11 protein-coding genes and 1 pseudogene are annotated in these 17,148 nt (G+C 66.2%); 2 read left to right on the plus strand and 10 right to left on the minus strand.

The features are described 5' to 3' along the window. Positions 1–257: 257 nt before the first annotated feature. Positions 258–1,997, plus strand: coding sequence for a hypothetical protein (locus tag BSF38_RS11045; RefSeq protein ID WP_076345564.1), 1,740 nt, complete (start codon positions 258–260; stop codon positions 1,995–1,997). A 111-nt stretch (positions 1,998–2,108) separates the two neighbouring features. On the opposite strand, the gene BSF38_RS11050 is transcribed toward BSF38_RS11045, so the two are convergent. Further along, a complete protein-coding gene (locus BSF38_RS11050; protein ID WP_076345566.1) occupies positions 2,109–6,035 on the minus strand; it encodes a protein kinase domain-containing protein in 3,927 nt (1,308 codons plus the stop codon). After that, positions 6,032–6,640, minus strand: coding sequence for an RNA polymerase sigma factor (locus tag BSF38_RS11055; RefSeq protein WP_076345568.1), 609 nt, complete (start codon positions 6,638–6,640; stop codon positions 6,032–6,034). The genes BSF38_RS11050 and BSF38_RS11055 overlap by 4 nt, the downstream gene beginning before the upstream one ends. Positions 6,641–6,945: 305 nt before the next feature. Here BSF38_RS11055 and BSF38_RS11060 point away from each other — a divergent pair, with 305 nt between their 5' ends. Further along, the gene (locus BSF38_RS11060) at positions 6,946–8,985 is read left to right on the plus strand and encodes a glycoside hydrolase family protein (RefSeq protein WP_145952070.1); all 2,040 of its coding nucleotides are present in this window, start codon (positions 6,946–6,948) and stop codon (positions 8,983–8,985) included. Between the two features lie 50 nt (positions 8,986–9,035). Here the strand turns inward: BSF38_RS11060 and BSF38_RS11065 are convergent, their stop codons facing one another. The 8 genes and pseudogenes from BSF38_RS11065 to BSF38_RS30675 all read right to left on the minus strand — a co-directional run bounded on the left by BSF38_RS11065 (position 9,036) and on the right by BSF38_RS30675 (position 16,882). Then, positions 9,036–10,400 carry a carboxymuconolactone decarboxylase family protein gene (locus BSF38_RS11065; RefSeq protein WP_076345572.1) on the minus strand — a complete coding sequence of 455 codons (1,365 nt, stop codon included), beginning with the start codon at positions 10,398–10,400 and terminating at the stop codon, positions 9,036–9,038. A gap of 157 nt (positions 10,401–10,557) precedes the next feature. Next, a pseudogene (locus BSF38_RS11070) lies at positions 10,558–11,889 on the minus strand (carboxymuconolactone decarboxylase family protein); the annotation flags it as partial. 92 nt (positions 11,890–11,981) lie between these two features. Continuing rightward, a complete protein-coding gene (locus tag BSF38_RS11075) occupies positions 11,982–12,380 on the minus strand; it encodes a hypothetical protein (protein WP_145952071.1) in 399 nt (132 codons plus the stop codon). Between the two features lie 31 nt (positions 12,381–12,411). Beyond that, a complete protein-coding gene (locus tag BSF38_RS11080; RefSeq protein ID WP_076345578.1) occupies positions 12,412–13,404 on the minus strand; it encodes a DUF1559 family PulG-like putative transporter in 993 nt (330 codons plus the stop codon). Positions 13,405–13,715: 311 nt separating this feature from the next. Then, positions 13,716–14,138: a hypothetical protein gene (locus BSF38_RS11085; protein WP_145952072.1), complete on the minus strand. Its 423-nt coding sequence runs from the start codon at positions 14,136–14,138 to the stop codon at positions 13,716–13,718. A 385-nt stretch (positions 14,139–14,523) separates the two neighbouring features. Next, positions 14,524–15,348 (minus strand): hypothetical protein, encoded by an 825-nt coding sequence (locus BSF38_RS11090; RefSeq protein ID WP_076345582.1) that lies wholly within the window; start codon positions 15,346–15,348, stop codon positions 14,524–14,526. A 125-nt stretch (positions 15,349–15,473) separates the two neighbouring features. Beyond that, positions 15,474–16,508 carry a DUF1559 family PulG-like putative transporter gene (locus BSF38_RS11095; RefSeq protein ID WP_076345584.1) on the minus strand — a complete coding sequence of 345 codons (1,035 nt, stop codon included), beginning with the start codon at positions 16,506–16,508 and terminating at the stop codon, positions 15,474–15,476. A gap of 185 nt (positions 16,509–16,693) precedes the next feature. Continuing rightward, positions 16,694–16,882 carry a hypothetical protein gene (locus BSF38_RS30675; RefSeq protein WP_145952073.1) on the minus strand — a complete coding sequence of 63 codons (189 nt, stop codon included), beginning with the start codon at positions 16,880–16,882 and terminating at the stop codon, positions 16,694–16,696. Between the last annotated feature and the right edge of the window lie 266 nt (positions 16,883–17,148).

Genomic DNA, 17,148 nt, shown 5'->3' on the forward strand with positions numbered 1-17,148 from the left:
GCGGATGTCGCCGGATTTCGAGATGCTACCATAAGGCGTATGATCGCGCTCGACATTCTTAATGCTTCGCCGATAGAATTCATGGCCGGTCTTGCCTTGCAATGGAATCAGGCAGTCGGAGACCGATGGTGGCGACAACCGTGCATGGACCTTGGCACACATTCCGCCAGGCTGGACGCCGAACCAAGACGCGGCGCGCGGTACTCGATTCGCGTCGAGCGATCCGCTCGGGGAGCCTTGAGCTTCTCGAAGCGCGAATGCTTCTGAGTCTTGGCGGCGAGCTGGCCTCCAACTCGGTCGATGACCCGATCGCGCTGGGGCTGGCGTCGGCTCCCGCTTCGGCCCAGGTCTCGGTGACCGCGCCGTCGTCGCAGTCGACCTCGGTGTCGGTTTCGCTGCTCCCGTCCACGACCAACGTCCATGATCCCGCGATCGACGCCGTATCGCCGCGACAGATCTCCGCGAACAATGAGCTGAGTCTCTCGATCATCACGCGTCCGGCGATCTTCCTGCGCGATCAGGACGGCAACATCCTCTCGTCGCTGGACGGTCCCCCATCGAGCGACGCGACCCTCATCAACAGCGAGGCCCCCTCGACGATCCCGGATCCGGACACCCTGGCCGAGCAAGCCAAGGAACTGACGCCCGAGGGCCTGGCCCAACTGCCGAAGGTTCCCTGGTCGCTGGACACTTCGATCTACGGCTCGCTCAGTTCGGACCGAGGCTGGATGTCGTTCAAGGTGCCGGTCGGCCCGAACACGAACACCCTGCGACTGGCCGTCCGTCCCGAACACGACGATGGCACGTCGTCCACGGTGATGGTCGATCAGATGTACCTCATCGGGGCGGACGGGGTGCTCATCGCATCGGTCACGGGGGTCGCGACTCAGTCGACGAGTTCGCGACAGACGCTGGTCGTCACCCTCCAGTCGCCGCCGCCGGGGGGAGTCCTGGTCGTCCGCATGGTCCAACCGTCCACCCAATCGCCGGCCGCATCGACCGGCTCACCGGATTCGACCGATCAGACCGACTCGGGCAACGGGCTCGGAGCGCTTACGCCCCCGTCGTTCTCCGCACCGAACAACTTCACGGTAGACGTCCAGCGCGACGATTCTTTGCCGCAATCGCCAGGCGACTCGAGTGGTCCTCCGCCGGTCGTCGTCATCCCGCCTGGCTCGTACCTTCCCAACTCGCTCGACACGGCCCAGAACCACCTCAGCATCGGCCCTGCAACGAGTTCGTCGAACTACAATGCGATGAGCATCGAGCCCGGCTACGTGTCGAATACGAGCAACCGGATCCCCAGCAACGACGGCGCGCACCCTTCGATCGATTCGCCCGACATCGATTCCGAATCGACGTCGATCTCGCTGGGCCCGCTGGTGTCGCGAGGGTCGGCCCCGATGGGTCCCGCGCTGGCGACCTCGATCGACGACCCCGCGCCGTCGATCAGCCGCGACGATCAAGACGGTCGTGATTCCGCGCTCGAGCGTCTGGAAGGCCAGGACGTCGAGCTGGTCCTCAAGCTGAGGCTGGGCGGCGACGCCGATCGAACGACTGTGCATCGGCTCGATCCCCAGGATGTCGCGACGGCCGACGAGGACCTCTCGCCGCTCACAGCTCTCAAGGGCCTGGGCGGCCTGCCCCTGATGGTCGCCTCGTTCCATCATCGGCAAACGGCGACGCCCGCCGACGACCTGGCCGCGACCTTGCGACAACACTCCGACCAGGCCGCCGGCCTGGTCTCCGGCGACGAGAGCCTGACGATCTCGTCGATCGAGCGCCGCGGCAAGGGGGACGAGATCGCCCGAGCGGGGATCGCCACGCGAGCGGTCGGCTTCATCGTCGCCCTGGGACTCGCCAGCGGCCCGCTGTATCCCGACCTCGTCGCGCTGGCCCGGCGAAAGCTCGCCCACAAGCGCCGCGGCGGCTCGCCGACCGTCGCCACGACCAAACGCCGGCTCTTCCACCGCCGCTCCATCTGGCCGATCTCCTGAAAACAAGTTTACGAGAAGTCACGTGGGCGGCCTCCGAATGCAAGCCCAAGGGCCAGTGAGTGCTTGGCCCGGATGGCCGCCGCCGAGCGAGACGGCTTCCGAAAAAACGATTCACTCGCTGGCGCTTCGGGCTTTCGGCATTCGAAGCCAGGCGTGGATCGCGGCGCGGTGAAGCAAGGTCAGCCATCGCGGCACGCGGTCGGGGCGTTCTCGCAGGCATCGGGCGTAGGTCGCGAGGATGCGAAGCTCCAGCTTCAGGTCGTTCTGCGCCCAGGACGACGCGTGTTCGAGGTCGGCCAGCGCCAGCTCCCACAACGGCGACCGGAACGCCAAATAGCACCGCGCCCGGCCGAGATACGCGGCGGGAAGCTCGGGATCGCGGCGGAGCGCCTGCGTCCACTCGTCCGCGGCTTCATCGACCCGGCGGAGGGCAAGCAGAACCTCGGCCCGGCCGGCGTGTGTGAACGGGTCGTCGGACTTCGAAACGGCCCGATCGAGATCGCCGACGGCCGATTCGGGATGACCAGATTCGGTCCGCAGCAAGCCCCGCAGTTCGAGCAAGCCGGGCTCGTCGGGCTGAAGCGTCAACCCTCGTTCGATCTCGCGCGCGGCCCGGCTTCGGCCCCCCGCTCGATGGGCCACGCGAGCCGCGACGAGATGGGCGCTCGCCGAGTTCTGATTGGAGGCCGCCAGCGCGCGATCGGCCGTCGCGAGGGCCGCCGCGTGCCGGCCCAGGGCCGACAAGATCACGGCGCGCGTGAGATGGTCGCGGTAGACCTCGCCAGGGTCGCTCGGGGCTCGATCGGCGATCGCCGCTTCCGCCGCGACGAGGTCGGCTTCCAGCGCGGCGCCCCCAAGCGGAAACAGGGCCAGCTCCTCCGGCCGATTGAGCCGAAGCTGGCGGTACCGGCCGGCTCTGAGCAGCGTCCGTTGCACCAGGCGATCGTGGGCCGGCGAGGAATCGAGCCTCCTCGCCTCGGTCGCGTCGGCGACCGCTTCATCCTCGCGGCGCAGCATCATCCGGACCACGGCGCGGGTCGCCAGAAGGTCGCCGAGGGCGACTCCCCGTGATTCCCTCGCGATCAAGACGTCGAGCGCCGGGGCGACCGCCTGGGGACGGCCCATCCGGAGGTCGAGCAGCGCCCGGCTGTATCGAGCCGCCGAATCGTTCGGGTCGAGCTTCAAAACCGCGTCATAGCCGGCGTGCGCGCGCTCGACCAGCCCCGACTCGGCGTCGATGTTGGCGAGGTTGAGCCGCGCCGCGCGGCCCAGGGGGCCGTCCGGATCGACCTTCAGCGCGGCGTCATACTGCTCGCGGGCTCGCGCGAAGTCGCCGAGCGCCTGGTGGACGTATCCCAGTTCGAGTCGGACCTGGACCACTTCCTTCCGGTCCCGCATCAGGACCAGCGTCCGTTCCAGGTCGACGATCGCCCAGGACCAGAGCCCCTTCATCCGGTAGAGCCGGGCCCTGCTGAACAGCACCCAGGGCGACTCCGGCTTGAGCGCCGCGGCAATGCTGTATTGGTGGACGGCGTCGTTGCGAAGCCCAGCCTGGTCTTCGAGAAACCCAAGGTAGAACTGATACCAGTAGTTCGACCCTTCAAGCCGCACGGCGCGTTGCAACCAGAGGCGGGCGCGGCCTCGGTTGCCCAGGCTCGAATTCAGAAGTCCCCATTGGAAGCAGGCCAGGGCCGAACGCTCCACGTCCAAGGCCGGCTCCGGGGCCTGGGGTTCGAAACCCTCCGAGAGGCCGGCGGGAGCGTCGTCGTCCATGAGCGCGCGGATACGCTCCCGGAGCGACTGCCAGGGGGCCTTCGACTCGGCAAAGCTCAGCGCCCTGTCGCAGACGTCCAGAGCCAGGCGGAGTGATTCGCGACTCGCTTCGGAGGCGCCTTTCCCGGTCGTGCGGAACGCGGCCTCGACCCCCGCCATCCAGAGAAACAGCAACTCGTCGACTTCGCGTTTGAGGCGGACGCGGCGCGGCTCGTCGAGCAGGCTCCACCAGATGTGTTCGGGGCTGGTCCAGTCGTCTCGCGAGTTCAGTACGTGAAACGGTCCGAGTTGCTCCTGAAGCTCGCGGACGGCGCCTGGGAGGTCTTCGCCCAGGCCGATCAGCCGCATCCGTAGACCATCTGCGGCGGTGTGCAGATCCTCGGCGTGGCCCCGCGTGGTCGCGTACCGATCGGCGAGCTTGGCCTTCTCGCGCGCCTTCTGGTCGAGTTCCTCGAAGCTGTAGTAGCTCTCGCGCCCGTGGGGCGTGAGCCGGGCTCCGCCGACGACGCCTTCGGCGCCGCGCCAGCGGAACAGGCGGCCCCAGATTCCCACCTCGGATCGCCTCGCGAGCTGCGAGGCCGCCTCGAACTGGAGCTTGGCTTTCTCGAACCTCTCCTGATCCAGATCGATCTTGCCCTGGTCGTAGTTCTGATTCCCATGCTCGAGCCGCTCGGCCCGCTCGACGCTCCGGTTGACGACCGCGACGGCGATCACCGAGCAAGAGACCAGGATCAAGGCCGCGGCCGCGAGGCGGAGCCGATTGCGGCGGAGCCGGCGCGCGGTCCGGCTCCAGAACGGCTCGCGCGCGTGGATGAGCGGCAGATCGTCGGCGACGGCCTGAAGATCGGCGGTCAGCTCGGCAGCCGACTGGTAACGGTCTTCCGGGTCGGGCGCAAGGCAACGCCCCACGACCGCCTGCAAGGCCGCCGGGATCTCCCCCTTCGACGCGAAGAGCGCGCTCGAGTCGCGGCGCCGGGCGTCGGCGGCGCTCAGCAAGCTCTCGGCGATCGATCCGGCCTTGCGAGGCGGTTGGAACGGCTTGCGGCCTAGCGTCGCCTCGAACAGCAAAACGCCCATCGAGTAAAGATCCGAGCGCGCGTCGATGTAGTCGGAGCGGGCCTCGGCCAGCGCTTCGAGGTGCTCGGGCGCCATGTAATCGACCGTCCCCCCGAGGTTGGCCGCGGCGCGGCTGCGCTCGTCCTCGACGATCGATTCGTGTGCCAGGTTGAAGTCGAGAAGCATCGGCGTGCCGTCGGCGGCGATCAGGACGTTCGACGGCTTGACGTCTCGGTGCAGCACCCCGCGGTCATGGGCGTGCCCGAGCGCCTCGGTCAACCGCGCCCCCCACCAGGCGACGGCCTGCGCGTACGTCCGTTCGGAAAGGGCCTTGCGCCCGGTCGACGGCCCCGACGTCGAGCCGTCGGACGGTTCGAGCCGGTCGAGCGCCTCGACCAGCGTGCAACCGGTCAGGGTCTCGCCGTCGGCCGACCGCGCGACCTCGGCGAGGATCTGCGCCAGGGTGACGCGGCCGAAATACGGCATGCAGAGCAGGTTCAGATCGGACTCCGGATCGACACGGTGCGAGTACACCGGCACGATGTGCGTGTGCTGGAGCCGGGCGAGCGTCTGGGGCTCGCGCGAGCCGCGCAGGCTCAGCTTGAGCGCCACCAGCCGATCGGCGAGATGAATCTCGCGCGCGAGGAAGACCCGGGCGAACGAGCCGCGCCCGAGTTCCTCGACCAGTTCGAAGCCGGCGACCACCTGGCCGGCCTCCGGGAACGCGACGCGGCCGGGCCGCTCGCCCGGGCCGACCGACGTCGAGGCCAGCGGCAGCGCCGAGGCCGACCCCGAGCCCACGAGCAGGTGAATGTCGAGAACCCGCCGCAGCGATTCGGAGAACGAGGCGTAGCGGCTGAGGAAGGCCGACGGCTGGGGCGTCTCGCCGGCCTCTTCGCGGAGGCAGAATTCCTCGTAGATCAGGGCGACGATCGTGTCTTCGCCCAGCTCGGGGAAGTGCTGGATGTACCAGTCGGCTTCGGGCCGTTGGCCGGCCTCCCATCGCAGCGACATATCGGTGCGGAAGACCGCCAGCCGCGCGCCGGGGAAGCCGGCCGCCTCGGTCCAGCTCGCGAGAAACGAGCGAGGGTCGGGGGGCGGTCCCGAGGCGGCGGTGTCGCGCCAGGCTTGTTCGTATCGTCGTGTGAGGCGGGCCGCGGAGGGCGTCGAGGCGTCCTCCCACGTCCTCCCCCAGGCGGCTACGCTCATCCCCCCGGCTCCCACTCCGTCTCCATGCGCCGCCGAAGTTCTTCGAGGACGCGCTGTACGGTCCGCTCGCTGACGCCCAGACGGTCGCCGATGTCTTTGCTCGAAAGGCCCTCGGCCTTCAACTCCAGCATCGTCCTGCGCTCCTCAGGCAAAAGCGCGTGCAGACGATCGAAGACTTCATGAGCCTGCGCCACCTCGCTGGGGGAATCGATCGGGTCGGCCACCTCCTTGGGACGACGGCCGTCGCCCCAGAGCGGTTCCTCCCGATGCATATCGTTCTTCAAGCTGGCGGCGCGACGATACTCATCGATCACTTTATTCTTCGCAGCCCGGGCCAGAAAGGCGACAAGATGCCGCGAATCTTCGAAATCGGTGGGTGCGTCGCGCATCCGACGGAAGAAGCTCCCCCAGACGCTCTGCAAGAAATCGAGCGAGTCGAACCGCGACCGCAGCAGCCTCGGAAGCTGCCTGCGGACCACGAGCCGAACCTCGGGCTCAAACCGCTGAAGCAGCTCGCGCGCGGCGCCTTCGTCTCCCTCCTGAATCCGCTTCAGGAAATCGGCGAGCTGGTTCTCTTCACGCTGCGGTCGATCGCCGACCGACATGACTCGCCTCCTGGGCCCGTCCGGGCGTTCGACTCGGCGTCCTTATCCCTGAACCATCCCGCCCTCGCCCGGGCGTCGGCCTCGGACTCGATCGTTACCCCCAGGCTAACGCGAACGCCTCATTGTTGACAAGCTACGGCTCTAGCCCCCCCACCGGCCGATTTCGGGACCCGGATTCGCATCGCCCGAGTTCCCGGCGCGGGTGCGGCCTGTACAATGGGCGCCGCCTTGCATGCCAGGTTCGAGCGAGGCGGCGAACTTCGACCGTCGGTCCAACCGTTTCATGAGACAGGGTGTCGTTCAACATGCGGCCATTCCGATTGGAATTTCAGGCGATCACGGCGGCTTGCGTCGTGGGACTCTTGGCGACTCCCTCGGGCGCGGCCTCGTCGGACCCGACGGCCCCCGACTATGCGGGCCGGCGCGGAACGACGATTTACGTCTCGAAGCTGGGGGACGGCTCGGACGGCCGAACCTGGAAGTCGGCCTTCACCACGATTCAAGCGGCTCTCAGCGCGGTCCCCGACGATCAAGGGGGGCATCGGATCGTCGTCCGACCCGACGTCTACGCGGAAGCCAATCTGGCGCCCTCGAAGAAGGGAGCGGCGGGAGCGTACAACGCCCTGCTCTGCGATTTCGACGGCCGCCTCGGTTCCGGGGCGAAGGGCTGGGTCGTCGTCGATTCGGGAGATCCCATCAAGGGATTCAAGAGCTGGGATTGGTGGAGCACGATTCGGGCGTCCGACAAACACTGGCCGAACGGCAATAACAAGGAGACCTTCTCCAGCATCGTCTGGGATCGCTGGATCTTGCGCCGATTGTACACAGCCGGGGGCGACGCCGGCCTGTTCTGGGATCTCACCGAAAAGAGCGGCGAAGGATTCACGGTCGTGGTCGAGGATTGCGTGGGGACCGGCCGCGCGTTCGGAGGCGGCGTGGTTTATCCGACCGCGCGTCCGGGCGAGCCCAGCGTCTTCCGCCGCTGCTATTTCCTGGCGCTCGACTGGGTGGGCGACACCGCCGCTGTCCTGCTTGGAGGGTGGGAAAAGTCGATGCCCGAGCACCCGCACGTCGTCTTCGAAGACTGCACGATGGTCCATCCCGACAACGCCGTGGCCATGTCGTACGCCAGCCATTCCGCGCGAGCGAGGTTCGTCGGCTGCCGGTTGATCGTGCTCAACTTCACCCAACCCGAGATGGGAGGCCGCTCGACGGGCGTCGTCTGCACGCAAGGCCACGGTCCGACGGGCCGGCTCCACGTCGACCTGCTAGATTGCGAGCTGGCCGGATACAGCGTCTTCACGCCCGGCGACGACGGCAAGGCCGTCAGCTACACCACCAAGGGTAAGACGTCGGCCTACGTTCAATTCAAGCAGTCCGTGCCCGATGGATTCGAGCGACGAGGAGCGTGGCCGTCCGACCTGTTCGCCCGGCTCGCTCCCCCGAGGATCGTCGACCCCGCGCCGGCGCCCCCCGCCGGGCCGCGTCTGGTGAAGCTTCCGTTCGCGATTTCCCAGGGGATGGAGAACACGCCGGTCGTGTTCAAGAGCCGGCCCCTGCTGGTCCTCAACCATCGCGACGACACGAAGGTCCACACCGACGCATACGGCAAGTCGATGTACCTTTACATCCGCGACCTCGTCACTGGCGAGGAGGTCGCGCGGTTCGGCGAAGGGCACTCGTTCGCCAACGCGATCGTGAACGGAGATGAACTGAGCGTCTTCGCGAGCGAAGGCGACAAGAACTGGTTCCACAGCATCTATCGCTTCACATCGACCGATCTGAAAACCTGGCGTCGCGAACTCGCCGTCGAGCAAGGGCCGGGCGAAGCGCTGCTCAACGTCTCGGTCTGCCGCGACGACCAGGGCTATTTGATGGCCTACGAATCGAACAACCCGGTCTCCTTCTGCTTCAAATTCGCCCGCTCGAAAGACCTCGCCCATTGGGACAAAATCCCCGGCCTGATCTTCACCGGCGTGAACAACGAATACAGCGCGTGCCCGGTGGTCCGCTTCGTCGCTCCGTACTACTACGTAATCTATCTGCACGCGGCCGTCGAAGGTCACAAGGGGTGGATCTCGTACCTCGCCCGCTCCAAGGACCTCGCCGACTGGGAGCTGAGCCCCCTCAATCCGATCCTCGAAGCATCAGATGGAGAAGGGATCAACAACTCGGACGTCGATCTGTTCGAGTGGGAAGGCAAGACCTACATCTACTACGCCACCGGAAACCAATCCACCTGGAGCGCCGTCCGCGCCGCGCAGTTCGACGGACCGCTCAAGGAGTTTTTCGAGGGCGCCTTCCCGCCCGATCAGCCGATGATCCGGGCCAACGCACGACGCTGACACGCCGCGCCGCCTCGATCGCCGGCGCGAGGGCGGCGCGGGCGGCCGGTTCAACGTCCCGAGGAATTCGGCGCGGGCTTGGCCTGCGTCGGGGCGTCGGAGTAATAGTCGAAGAAGACGTTGTCGCGCTCTAGGCTGAGCTGGAAGCCGTTGGAGACGCGGACCATGTAGTTGCAACGCGAGGCGTACACCAGGACGTTCACCGCCCGGTCGATGCCGAAATCGCGTTTGATCCCCTCGACGTCCTCGGACGAGATCGTGGCCGGGCTGCGGGTGAGCTTGCGGGCGAACGCGAACACGCGCTGCTCATCGGGAGGAAAGCCCGACCAGTCGTCGCCGGCCAGGGCCTTGCTCCGCTCGGCGATCTCGGGCTTCGTCAGGCCGGCGACCTCCCAGTTCATCTCGCAATGCCCCATGCAGTACGGGCAGTCGACGGCCTTGGTGACGACCCAGAAAAGGCCCTGTGAGAGGACGCGATCGAGCTTCCCGCGCGACTCCGCGCCGGCGGTTCGCATCAGAGTCTCCCAGGCCGAGGCGAGCTCGGGCTGATGGCCCAGGCAGACCAGCGTCCAAACGATCCGGACCGGCTTTCGGCTGGGCGTGAAGCCCTTCGGCAGGCCGCGGACGACCTCCTCCCAGCTCGGCACGCGGACGCGGGTCGTCTTGCTCCGCTGGCGTTCGAGCTTCTCCTGCAACTCGTCATAGCCGACGCCGAGCCACTCCGGATCGTCGTCGATCAGGTCCTTCCCCGTGGGCTTGCCGAGCGTCGTCTTGCTCTTCGGGAAGGCGAGCATCCCGGACTGCGTCGCCGACGGTGCGAAGACGACCTCGACGGGCGTCAGCGGTCCGCCGGACTCCAGGGGCGAGCCCAGGCAAGTGAGCAGCCGGTCCTGGAAGTTGGAGTAGGCCAGCAGGAGAACCATCGCCACGGCATTCCCTTCGCCGTGATGCCCGACCAGTTCGGAGAATTCGGCGTCGGTGACCTTCGACGATTCCAGGGTCATCTTGCGCGCGAACTCGAGCGCCGACTTCTCGCCCGCCGACAGCTTCGAGTAGTCCGCTTTCGTCAGGGCGCCGATCGCCGCGTCGTCGACTCCCGCGCGCCGGGCGTCGGCCAGCGCGTAGGCCTCGGAGTAAGCGCAGCCGTTGGCGTGGGCGGCGACCCAGCGCATCTGGGCCCGCAGCTTCGGGTCGATCGGGTTGCGAGTCCGGTGGACGAAATCGAGCCGCAGCAGCGCGGCGGTCGTGCGAGGCAACGGCCCGGCGAGCGCCCGCGCCCACGACGGCAACGGCTGTCCGGAACCCTTCTCCACCGGCGGCAGAGCGTGCCAGGCGTCTTCGACGCTCAGCAAAGGGATCGTGGGCTCACGTTCTCGGGAGGGATCGGCGGACGCCGCGGCCGGGAGAAGTCCCATGGCGAGAATCCCGAATAAGGAGGAACTCGTGGTTAGGTGCATCAAATAGCCTCGAAGTTGAAGAAACGAGGTGTAAGTCGATGTAAGCGGAACTCCAGGGGGATCGTCCCCTGGAGCTCCGGCGTCCTGGTTTGACGAGGAGTCCAAGCCTCGTCGCTCAGCGCGATTTGGCTTTGGCTTCGTCCTCTGGCTTCTTCGGATAAAAATTCTGGAACACGTTTTCGCGTTCGAGTGGGAGTTGGAAGCCGTCGGAGACGCGGGTCATGTAGAGCCCCCGGCAGAGCCACCAGAAGGTGGCCAGGCCCATGTCCGGCCCCAGATCTTTCTCCAGCGCCTTGTAATCGTCGGCCGTGAGCGCCCACGGGGTCTTCGAGAGTTTGCGGGCGTAGGCGTACGACCGCTGCTCGGCGGGGGGGAACGCCGACCAGTCGTCGCTCGCCAGCCTGCGGGTCCGTTCGGCGATTTCCTTCTTGTCGAGTCCGGCGACCTCCATCAACATCTCGCAGTGCCCCATGCAGTAGTTGCACTGGATCGCCCGCGTCTGGATCCAGAAGAGGCTTTCTTCGAAGACTCTGTCCGGCTTGGACTCGGCCCAAAGGGTGCGGGTCGCGTGGTTCCAGGGGATCGCCAGTTCGGGAACGTAGCCGAGGCAGACGAGAGTCCAAACGATCTTGATCGGCCGCACAGTCATCGCGGGGGGGAGCGTCTTCTTCACGTCGTCCCACGACGGGATGGGCAGCCGAGGCGTCCGGGCTCGCTGACGTTCGAGCCGCGCCTGCAACTCGTCGTACGACGCCTGCGACCACTCGGGATCGCGGTCGACGACCGTCTCGCCGGACTCCAGGAGGTGCTGCTTCGACTGCGGGGGCTGCGGCAGCGGAGTCATCTGGATCGTGCCGGGGACGAACTTGACGTCGATCGGCGGCAGTGGACCGCCGACCTCCAGGGGAAGGCCCAGGCCGAGGATGATCCGGTCCTGGAAGTTGCCGTAAGCCGCGAGCAGGACCATCGAGGCGACCCCCTTGTCGCCGTATTTCTCGCGAAGTCTCGCGAAGAGGGCGTCGGGGATCGTCGGGGCGGCGACCGTCAGCAATCGAGCGAATTCGAGGGGCTCGCGGTCGGCCTCGGGCCATTGTTCCGGATCGCCGGTCAGGGTCTTGATCGCGGCTTCCGTGGCGCCCGTGCGTTTGAGATCGGCCAGGGCGTAAGCCTGGGTGTAGGCGCATCGGTTGGCCGAGGCGATCACCCACCGCATCTTGGCGCGCAAGGCGGGATCGAGGGGGCTCTTGGTCCGCTGCGCGAAGTCGAGTTCGAGCATCGCGGCGGCCGTCCGGGGAAGCCGCGCGGCCACGGCCTTCGCCCAGACCGGCAAGGGGCCCTCCCCTCCGCGTTCCGTCTTTGGCAGCCGCTTCCAGCCTTCCGCATCGCTCACGGCAGCCGCGGAGTCGTCGGCCCGTGTCGATTGGATCGTCAGCAAAGAACTCATGAGCAGTCCCATCCCGAGCAAGGGGAGACGCGTAGTCTTGAGGATCATGATTGGAGTTCCTGATCGAGTGAGTGTAAGAACGAGCCCGCGGCTAGCTAAAAGAGGGAACGAAAGACGGTGATGATCGGGTCTGTGCCGACCCTGTAGACCACCTGCTCGCGGACCTCTTTACCCTTGGCGTCCGCGAACCAGAGTTTGACCGTGAAGGTCCGTTCCGCGCCCGACGGCTTGCCGCCGCCGTCGACTTCGAATTTCTTGAGGACGTCTCCGCGTTCCCATTTGGGATCCGACACCGTGATCGACGGCGAGCCGTTCTTCAGGGCTTCGACGGTCTCGCCCTTCTGCCAGGCGGCGAGCGCCTGGTCGAGCATCTTTCTGGCCTGATCCTCGTCGGCCGCGACCGGCGCGGCGCCCGAGCCGCAACCCGTCGCGACGAGCAGGATCACGAGGGAGAGGAATCGAAAACCGACGAAACTATACTTATACATCAACACGAATAAGCCTCCCGTTCGATCGAGTTGCCGGTCAGTACGAGTCGGAGGAGACGACTTCGCCGCCGTTCATCGAGCCGATCGCCCGCCAGGTGATGCGGTCGATGGAGTTTTTCACGAAGCGGACGGAGCCGTCCGCGAACCCCACGTTGACTCCGCCGGGGTGCAGGCTGCTGACGGTCATCACCAGCCGCGTCGGCCGGAAGTAGCACGACTTCTTGTTCGGAGTCGAAATGTGCTTGTAGATCGCGGTGTGCAGGAATCCGTCCAGCCAGGGGGCTCCGCTGCCCGATTCGCCGCTCGCGGAAACCTGCGTGGAGTCCCAGGCCTCGCAATCCAGGGACGCTTCCTCCGGGGTCGCCGGAAAGTAGGTCGTGTTGTAGACGTCGCGGCTCGGGGTCGCGATCCCCTGGTTGAAATCGCCCATCAGGCGCTCGGAGGTCAGACCGGTGTTGCTGGTCCCGTCGGTGATCTGGGAGAGCCTGATCGAGCGCTCGGCGAAGAACGGGCCGTCGGGCGCGGGGAGCATCGTGTTCGTGTTCCCTGTGTCGGTCTCGCCGTACGAATAGCAGATGCTCGACCCTTCACTGAATCGATAGTTGACGCCCGCGGATTCGACGGGCGTCGTCACGGCGTCGGACGGGCAGAGGAACGAGGCGATCGCGGTCCGCTGCGCCGTGGTGTTGCCGTCCGTCGTCGTCGCCGTCAAATTGAAGTTGATCGATGAGAAGATCGGATTCTGCTCCATGAACGGGAGGATCTGGGCGAACCCCGAGTAGTTGTACCGGGATGTGATCGTGTACGGCTGCGGGGGGCGGGTTCCCCGGCCGATCGGCAAGCGGCCGTGGACGTCCATGTAGTTATGGACCGCCAGGCCAAGCTGCTTGAGGTTGTTCGTGCATTGCGACCGCCGAGCCGCCTCGCGCGCCGATTGCACGGCGGGAAGCAACAGGGCGATCAGCACGGCGATAATCGCGATGACCACCAAGAGTTCAATCAAGGTGAAGCCGGAGCGTCGGTGGATCATGAGGTCCTCGTTTCGAGATCGTGGGATCAATTCAAATTATGTTCAAACCTATTAATAATGAGGAGCGGCGCGCACCTTGAGCGCAGCGCCTCCTCGGGCGCGGCCGAATGCGGCCGGCCGGCGAGGCTGACGATTCACGTTGCATCGCGCGGTGGCAGGGGCGCGCAAGGTCTCTCGGCGCCAGGACGGACCGAGCCGAGCACGAATCGCAGCGGGCCGGGCGCGGCCTACACGCGGTTCGGATCACAGAACCTCGGGACGTCGCGGCGCAACCGACCCCGGCGCGGCCGACCCTGCGGACGTTGTTGTAGTCAGGCGACGGGGGGGGCCGCGATCGATCGCGGAGGGTGGTGGATGGGCTCGCCCCGATGGATCGGGCAGAGGTCGTGGGAGGAAATGGGGAGAAGCGCCGAGTCGATCTCCGGTCGCGACCAGAGCGGGGCGAGGTAAGCCCACGGCTCGACGAACTTGGTCGCCGAGACCGACGGGGGAGTCGGCGAGTCCGGCCAACCCGAACACGACGGGCCCGAGCAGGGCTTGGGCCGACGCGGGCCGTCCGAGTGCGAAGGCTCACCCGCAAGCGTCATGGCCATGCCGGAGACCAGCGGATCAAGGTGATCGGCCATATCGCCCGACGTCGATCGATGCAACACATAGTACGAGCAGCCAGCCCGGGCCTGCGACGGGGCGAGATGGCTGCAAGCCAGCAGCGCGATGAGCGCCCCGACCCACACTCCAATCCGTCTCTCCGGCGCGAATACCTTCATAATGCCCCGAATTGGATCTCGCGGTGATCGGCTGCACTACATATGACGGGTGGAGCGAACGAGCGAGAAGTGCGAATCGACTTCGACTCCTTTCCTCAGCCTATCTTGCTCTGATCCTCGCCGCAAGTCCCCCTTCTCCGAACCCGGCGCAATTTCATCGCCGAAGATTAAAAAGGACCAATCCTAATAGTTTCAGGGACACATTGCCGTATCTTCCGCGAGCAAGCGCCCGCCGCCGAGGAGGACGCCCGGCTTCATGAATATGGGGCATCGCGGTCGGCTGGGTCCGAATACGAGCCCGAGACTCCCGTGATCAACCCATCACCACATGCCGTATCTTCAACTTGTATCGCTAGCCGACTCGCGTGCGGGGCGCCGACATCTTCCCGCCCCCCTGCTCGATCCGAGCGGCCCCGGCGCTTTTCGCCGCCCCGGCCGCAGCCAGGCTCGCCACCATGATCCGGCCGAGCAGGCGCGTGCCCGCCGTCGCAGAGATCGGCTTGGTCGTCTGATCGAGCGGGAACGCCAGGGCCCCCACGACCTCGTAGATCACGACGCCGGCGACGGCGCCCAGCAGTCCTCCCAGCAGTGCGCGGGCGACGGGGCTCCGATTGCCGATCCCGAACGACGCCCCCCCGACGGCGCCGACGACGGCGCCGAGCCCGCCCTGGATCACGATCGCCAGGAGCAGGTCGTCACGATCCGGATCGTAGAACCGAAAATAGAGGGGCAACAGGACCTGGGGAATCAAAGCTCCAGCGACGCCCCCCAGGATCGTGCCGAAGATCGCCCCGATCATGCCAGATCGCGCGGACCGTCGGGCGGCCCCCCCGGCCAGGCCGAGCGCCAAGCCCAGGGCCGCGCCCAGCGAGCCGATGGCGAGGCTAGACTGCAACGCCACGGCCGCCCTGATGCCATTCGCGCTCTCGCGCGCTTCGTCGACCGTGGGGATGCCCCCCGTCGAGAGGAGTCGCGGCCGGAGTCGGTCGTGGAACGCCTCTCCGATCAGCCAGGAGGCGAAAGCCGCAACCAAACCGGCGGTCAGGGCGAGAGCCCAGACTCGGATCGGCGGCGCGTCGCGGCGGCCGGCTGTCGTTTCGAGGAAGGACGCGGCGGCGGATTCGCCCGGGCCCGGCGGGACAGGCCCGGGCGGCGAGTCGGATTCGTTGGAAGTCACGACTGAGACTCTCTTCGTTTGAAATTACAATCGGACGCCGGGAGCCCAGGGCGAGCCGCGGGACCGGCGTCCGAATAGGAGATCCAGCCTCGCGAGCCTCGGCTTCAGCTCGGTCGAGGCCCGAATCAATACGAGTCCGAGCTCAACACCTCTCCGCCGGCTTTCGTCCCCAGGGCCCACCAGATCGGCATGGAGATGCTGTTCTTCATGAACCGGACGCTGCCGTCGGCCATCGCCGCATTCACTCCGCCGGGATGATTGCTGGTGACGTTGAAGTAGCCGCTCTGCAACGACCCGCACCCCCCTCCGCAATCCAGCCGGCACGAGTTCCAGGGATAGAGGGTCGAATTCGGCGGAATCAGCGTCTGGAAGAGCGACTCCCCTTCTCCACCCAGGCCCCAACGATATCCCCGCATTCCATAGTTCGTCGTGGTGACGAAAAGGTTGTTGCAGTTCTGCCAATCAGACGTGAGGGCGGGGACGTTCGTCGTCGCGTCCAGGGTGTAATACGAGGCGCCGACGCTGCCGCCCACGGAGGGGCCGTCGCGCCATTTCGTCGACGTCTTGCCGCCGAAGGTCGTGGACACCAGCGCCTCGGAGTAGGCGATCGTGTTCGAGGTGCCGTCGGTGAGGTTCGCGACGCTGTAGGTCCTGCCGTGCGCGTAGAACCCGGTCGAATCGTCGTTGTTCATGTAGCCCACCGTCGTGCCGGTCGAGCCGAAGTAATTGTTGAGGTTGTCCTGGCCCGTCAGCCCGTCGGAGGGGCAGACATAGGCGGCGAGACGGGTCGTGAAGATGGTGGTGTTCGTGGCCGCTCCCGAACCCTGCCAGGCCGTCCAGTTGAAGTTGATCGCGTCATAGGCCGGCTTCTGCTCCAGATAGGGAAGCATCAGAGCCAGCGCGCCCCAGGTGCCCCAACTGGCTTGCACGCCGGGATCGGAATAGGCGGTCGTGCTCCCCATGGGGAACGAGCCTATGCCCGTGTGATAGTTGTGCAGCGCCAGCCCGATCTGTTTTAAATTATTAGTGCATTGAGCGCGGCGGGCGGCCTCGCGGGCCGCCTGCACGGCCGGCAGGAGCAGGGCGATCAGCACGGCGATGATCGCGATCACGACCAGGAGCTCGATCAGCGTAAAGCCTTTGCGAGCGACTCGGTTCATCTGGAGACTCCTCTAGAGTCGAGGGGGGAGGAATAGAACACGGGAAACGAGAATCGAGGGCTGGAAGCGGGACGTCCCCATGAGCCACCGCACGGATCTCATCCGACCGAGGCGAGCCCGAAGGACGTCGGGAGAAGCGAGTTCGGTCCCGGACCGTCATGCTTCGACGGTTGACGACCCACGCATCACTTGATGGGTTTCCCTCCGGCTTTCGACTTCTCCTTCTGCTTCTCCATGTATCCTCCCATGGCTTTCAAAACGGCGTCTTCCTTCTGCTTGTCGACCTTGACCTGGGTTCCCGATTCATCGCCTCCACAGCCGCCGGCGGGTGCCAGGAAGCCAACGAGCACGCCCACAATCAACAAGCGTCGCATACCACGACTCGGCATGGGTAACACCTCATGTGCGGACATCGAAATAATTGGATCACGAGCCCGGGACAGGTTGAGCAAATGTTGACAAACTGGTTGAGCCGGAGCAAGAGGTAAGTCGGCGTTTCTTTTGGCCGATCTGAGCCGATTCCCGCCAACCCTTACCAATTCGTAAAGGCGCGGCACGGAACGCCCGGACCTGCAGTGGGATACCGCCCGGGATCTCATTCGCGTGGGCTTGCGGACTACCCCTCACCCACTCTTTCAGT

Origin of the sequence: Paludisphaera borealis (assembly GCF_001956985.1) — a bacterium.
Classification (GTDB): domain Bacteria; phylum Planctomycetota; class Planctomycetia; order Isosphaerales; family Isosphaeraceae; genus Paludisphaera; species Paludisphaera borealis.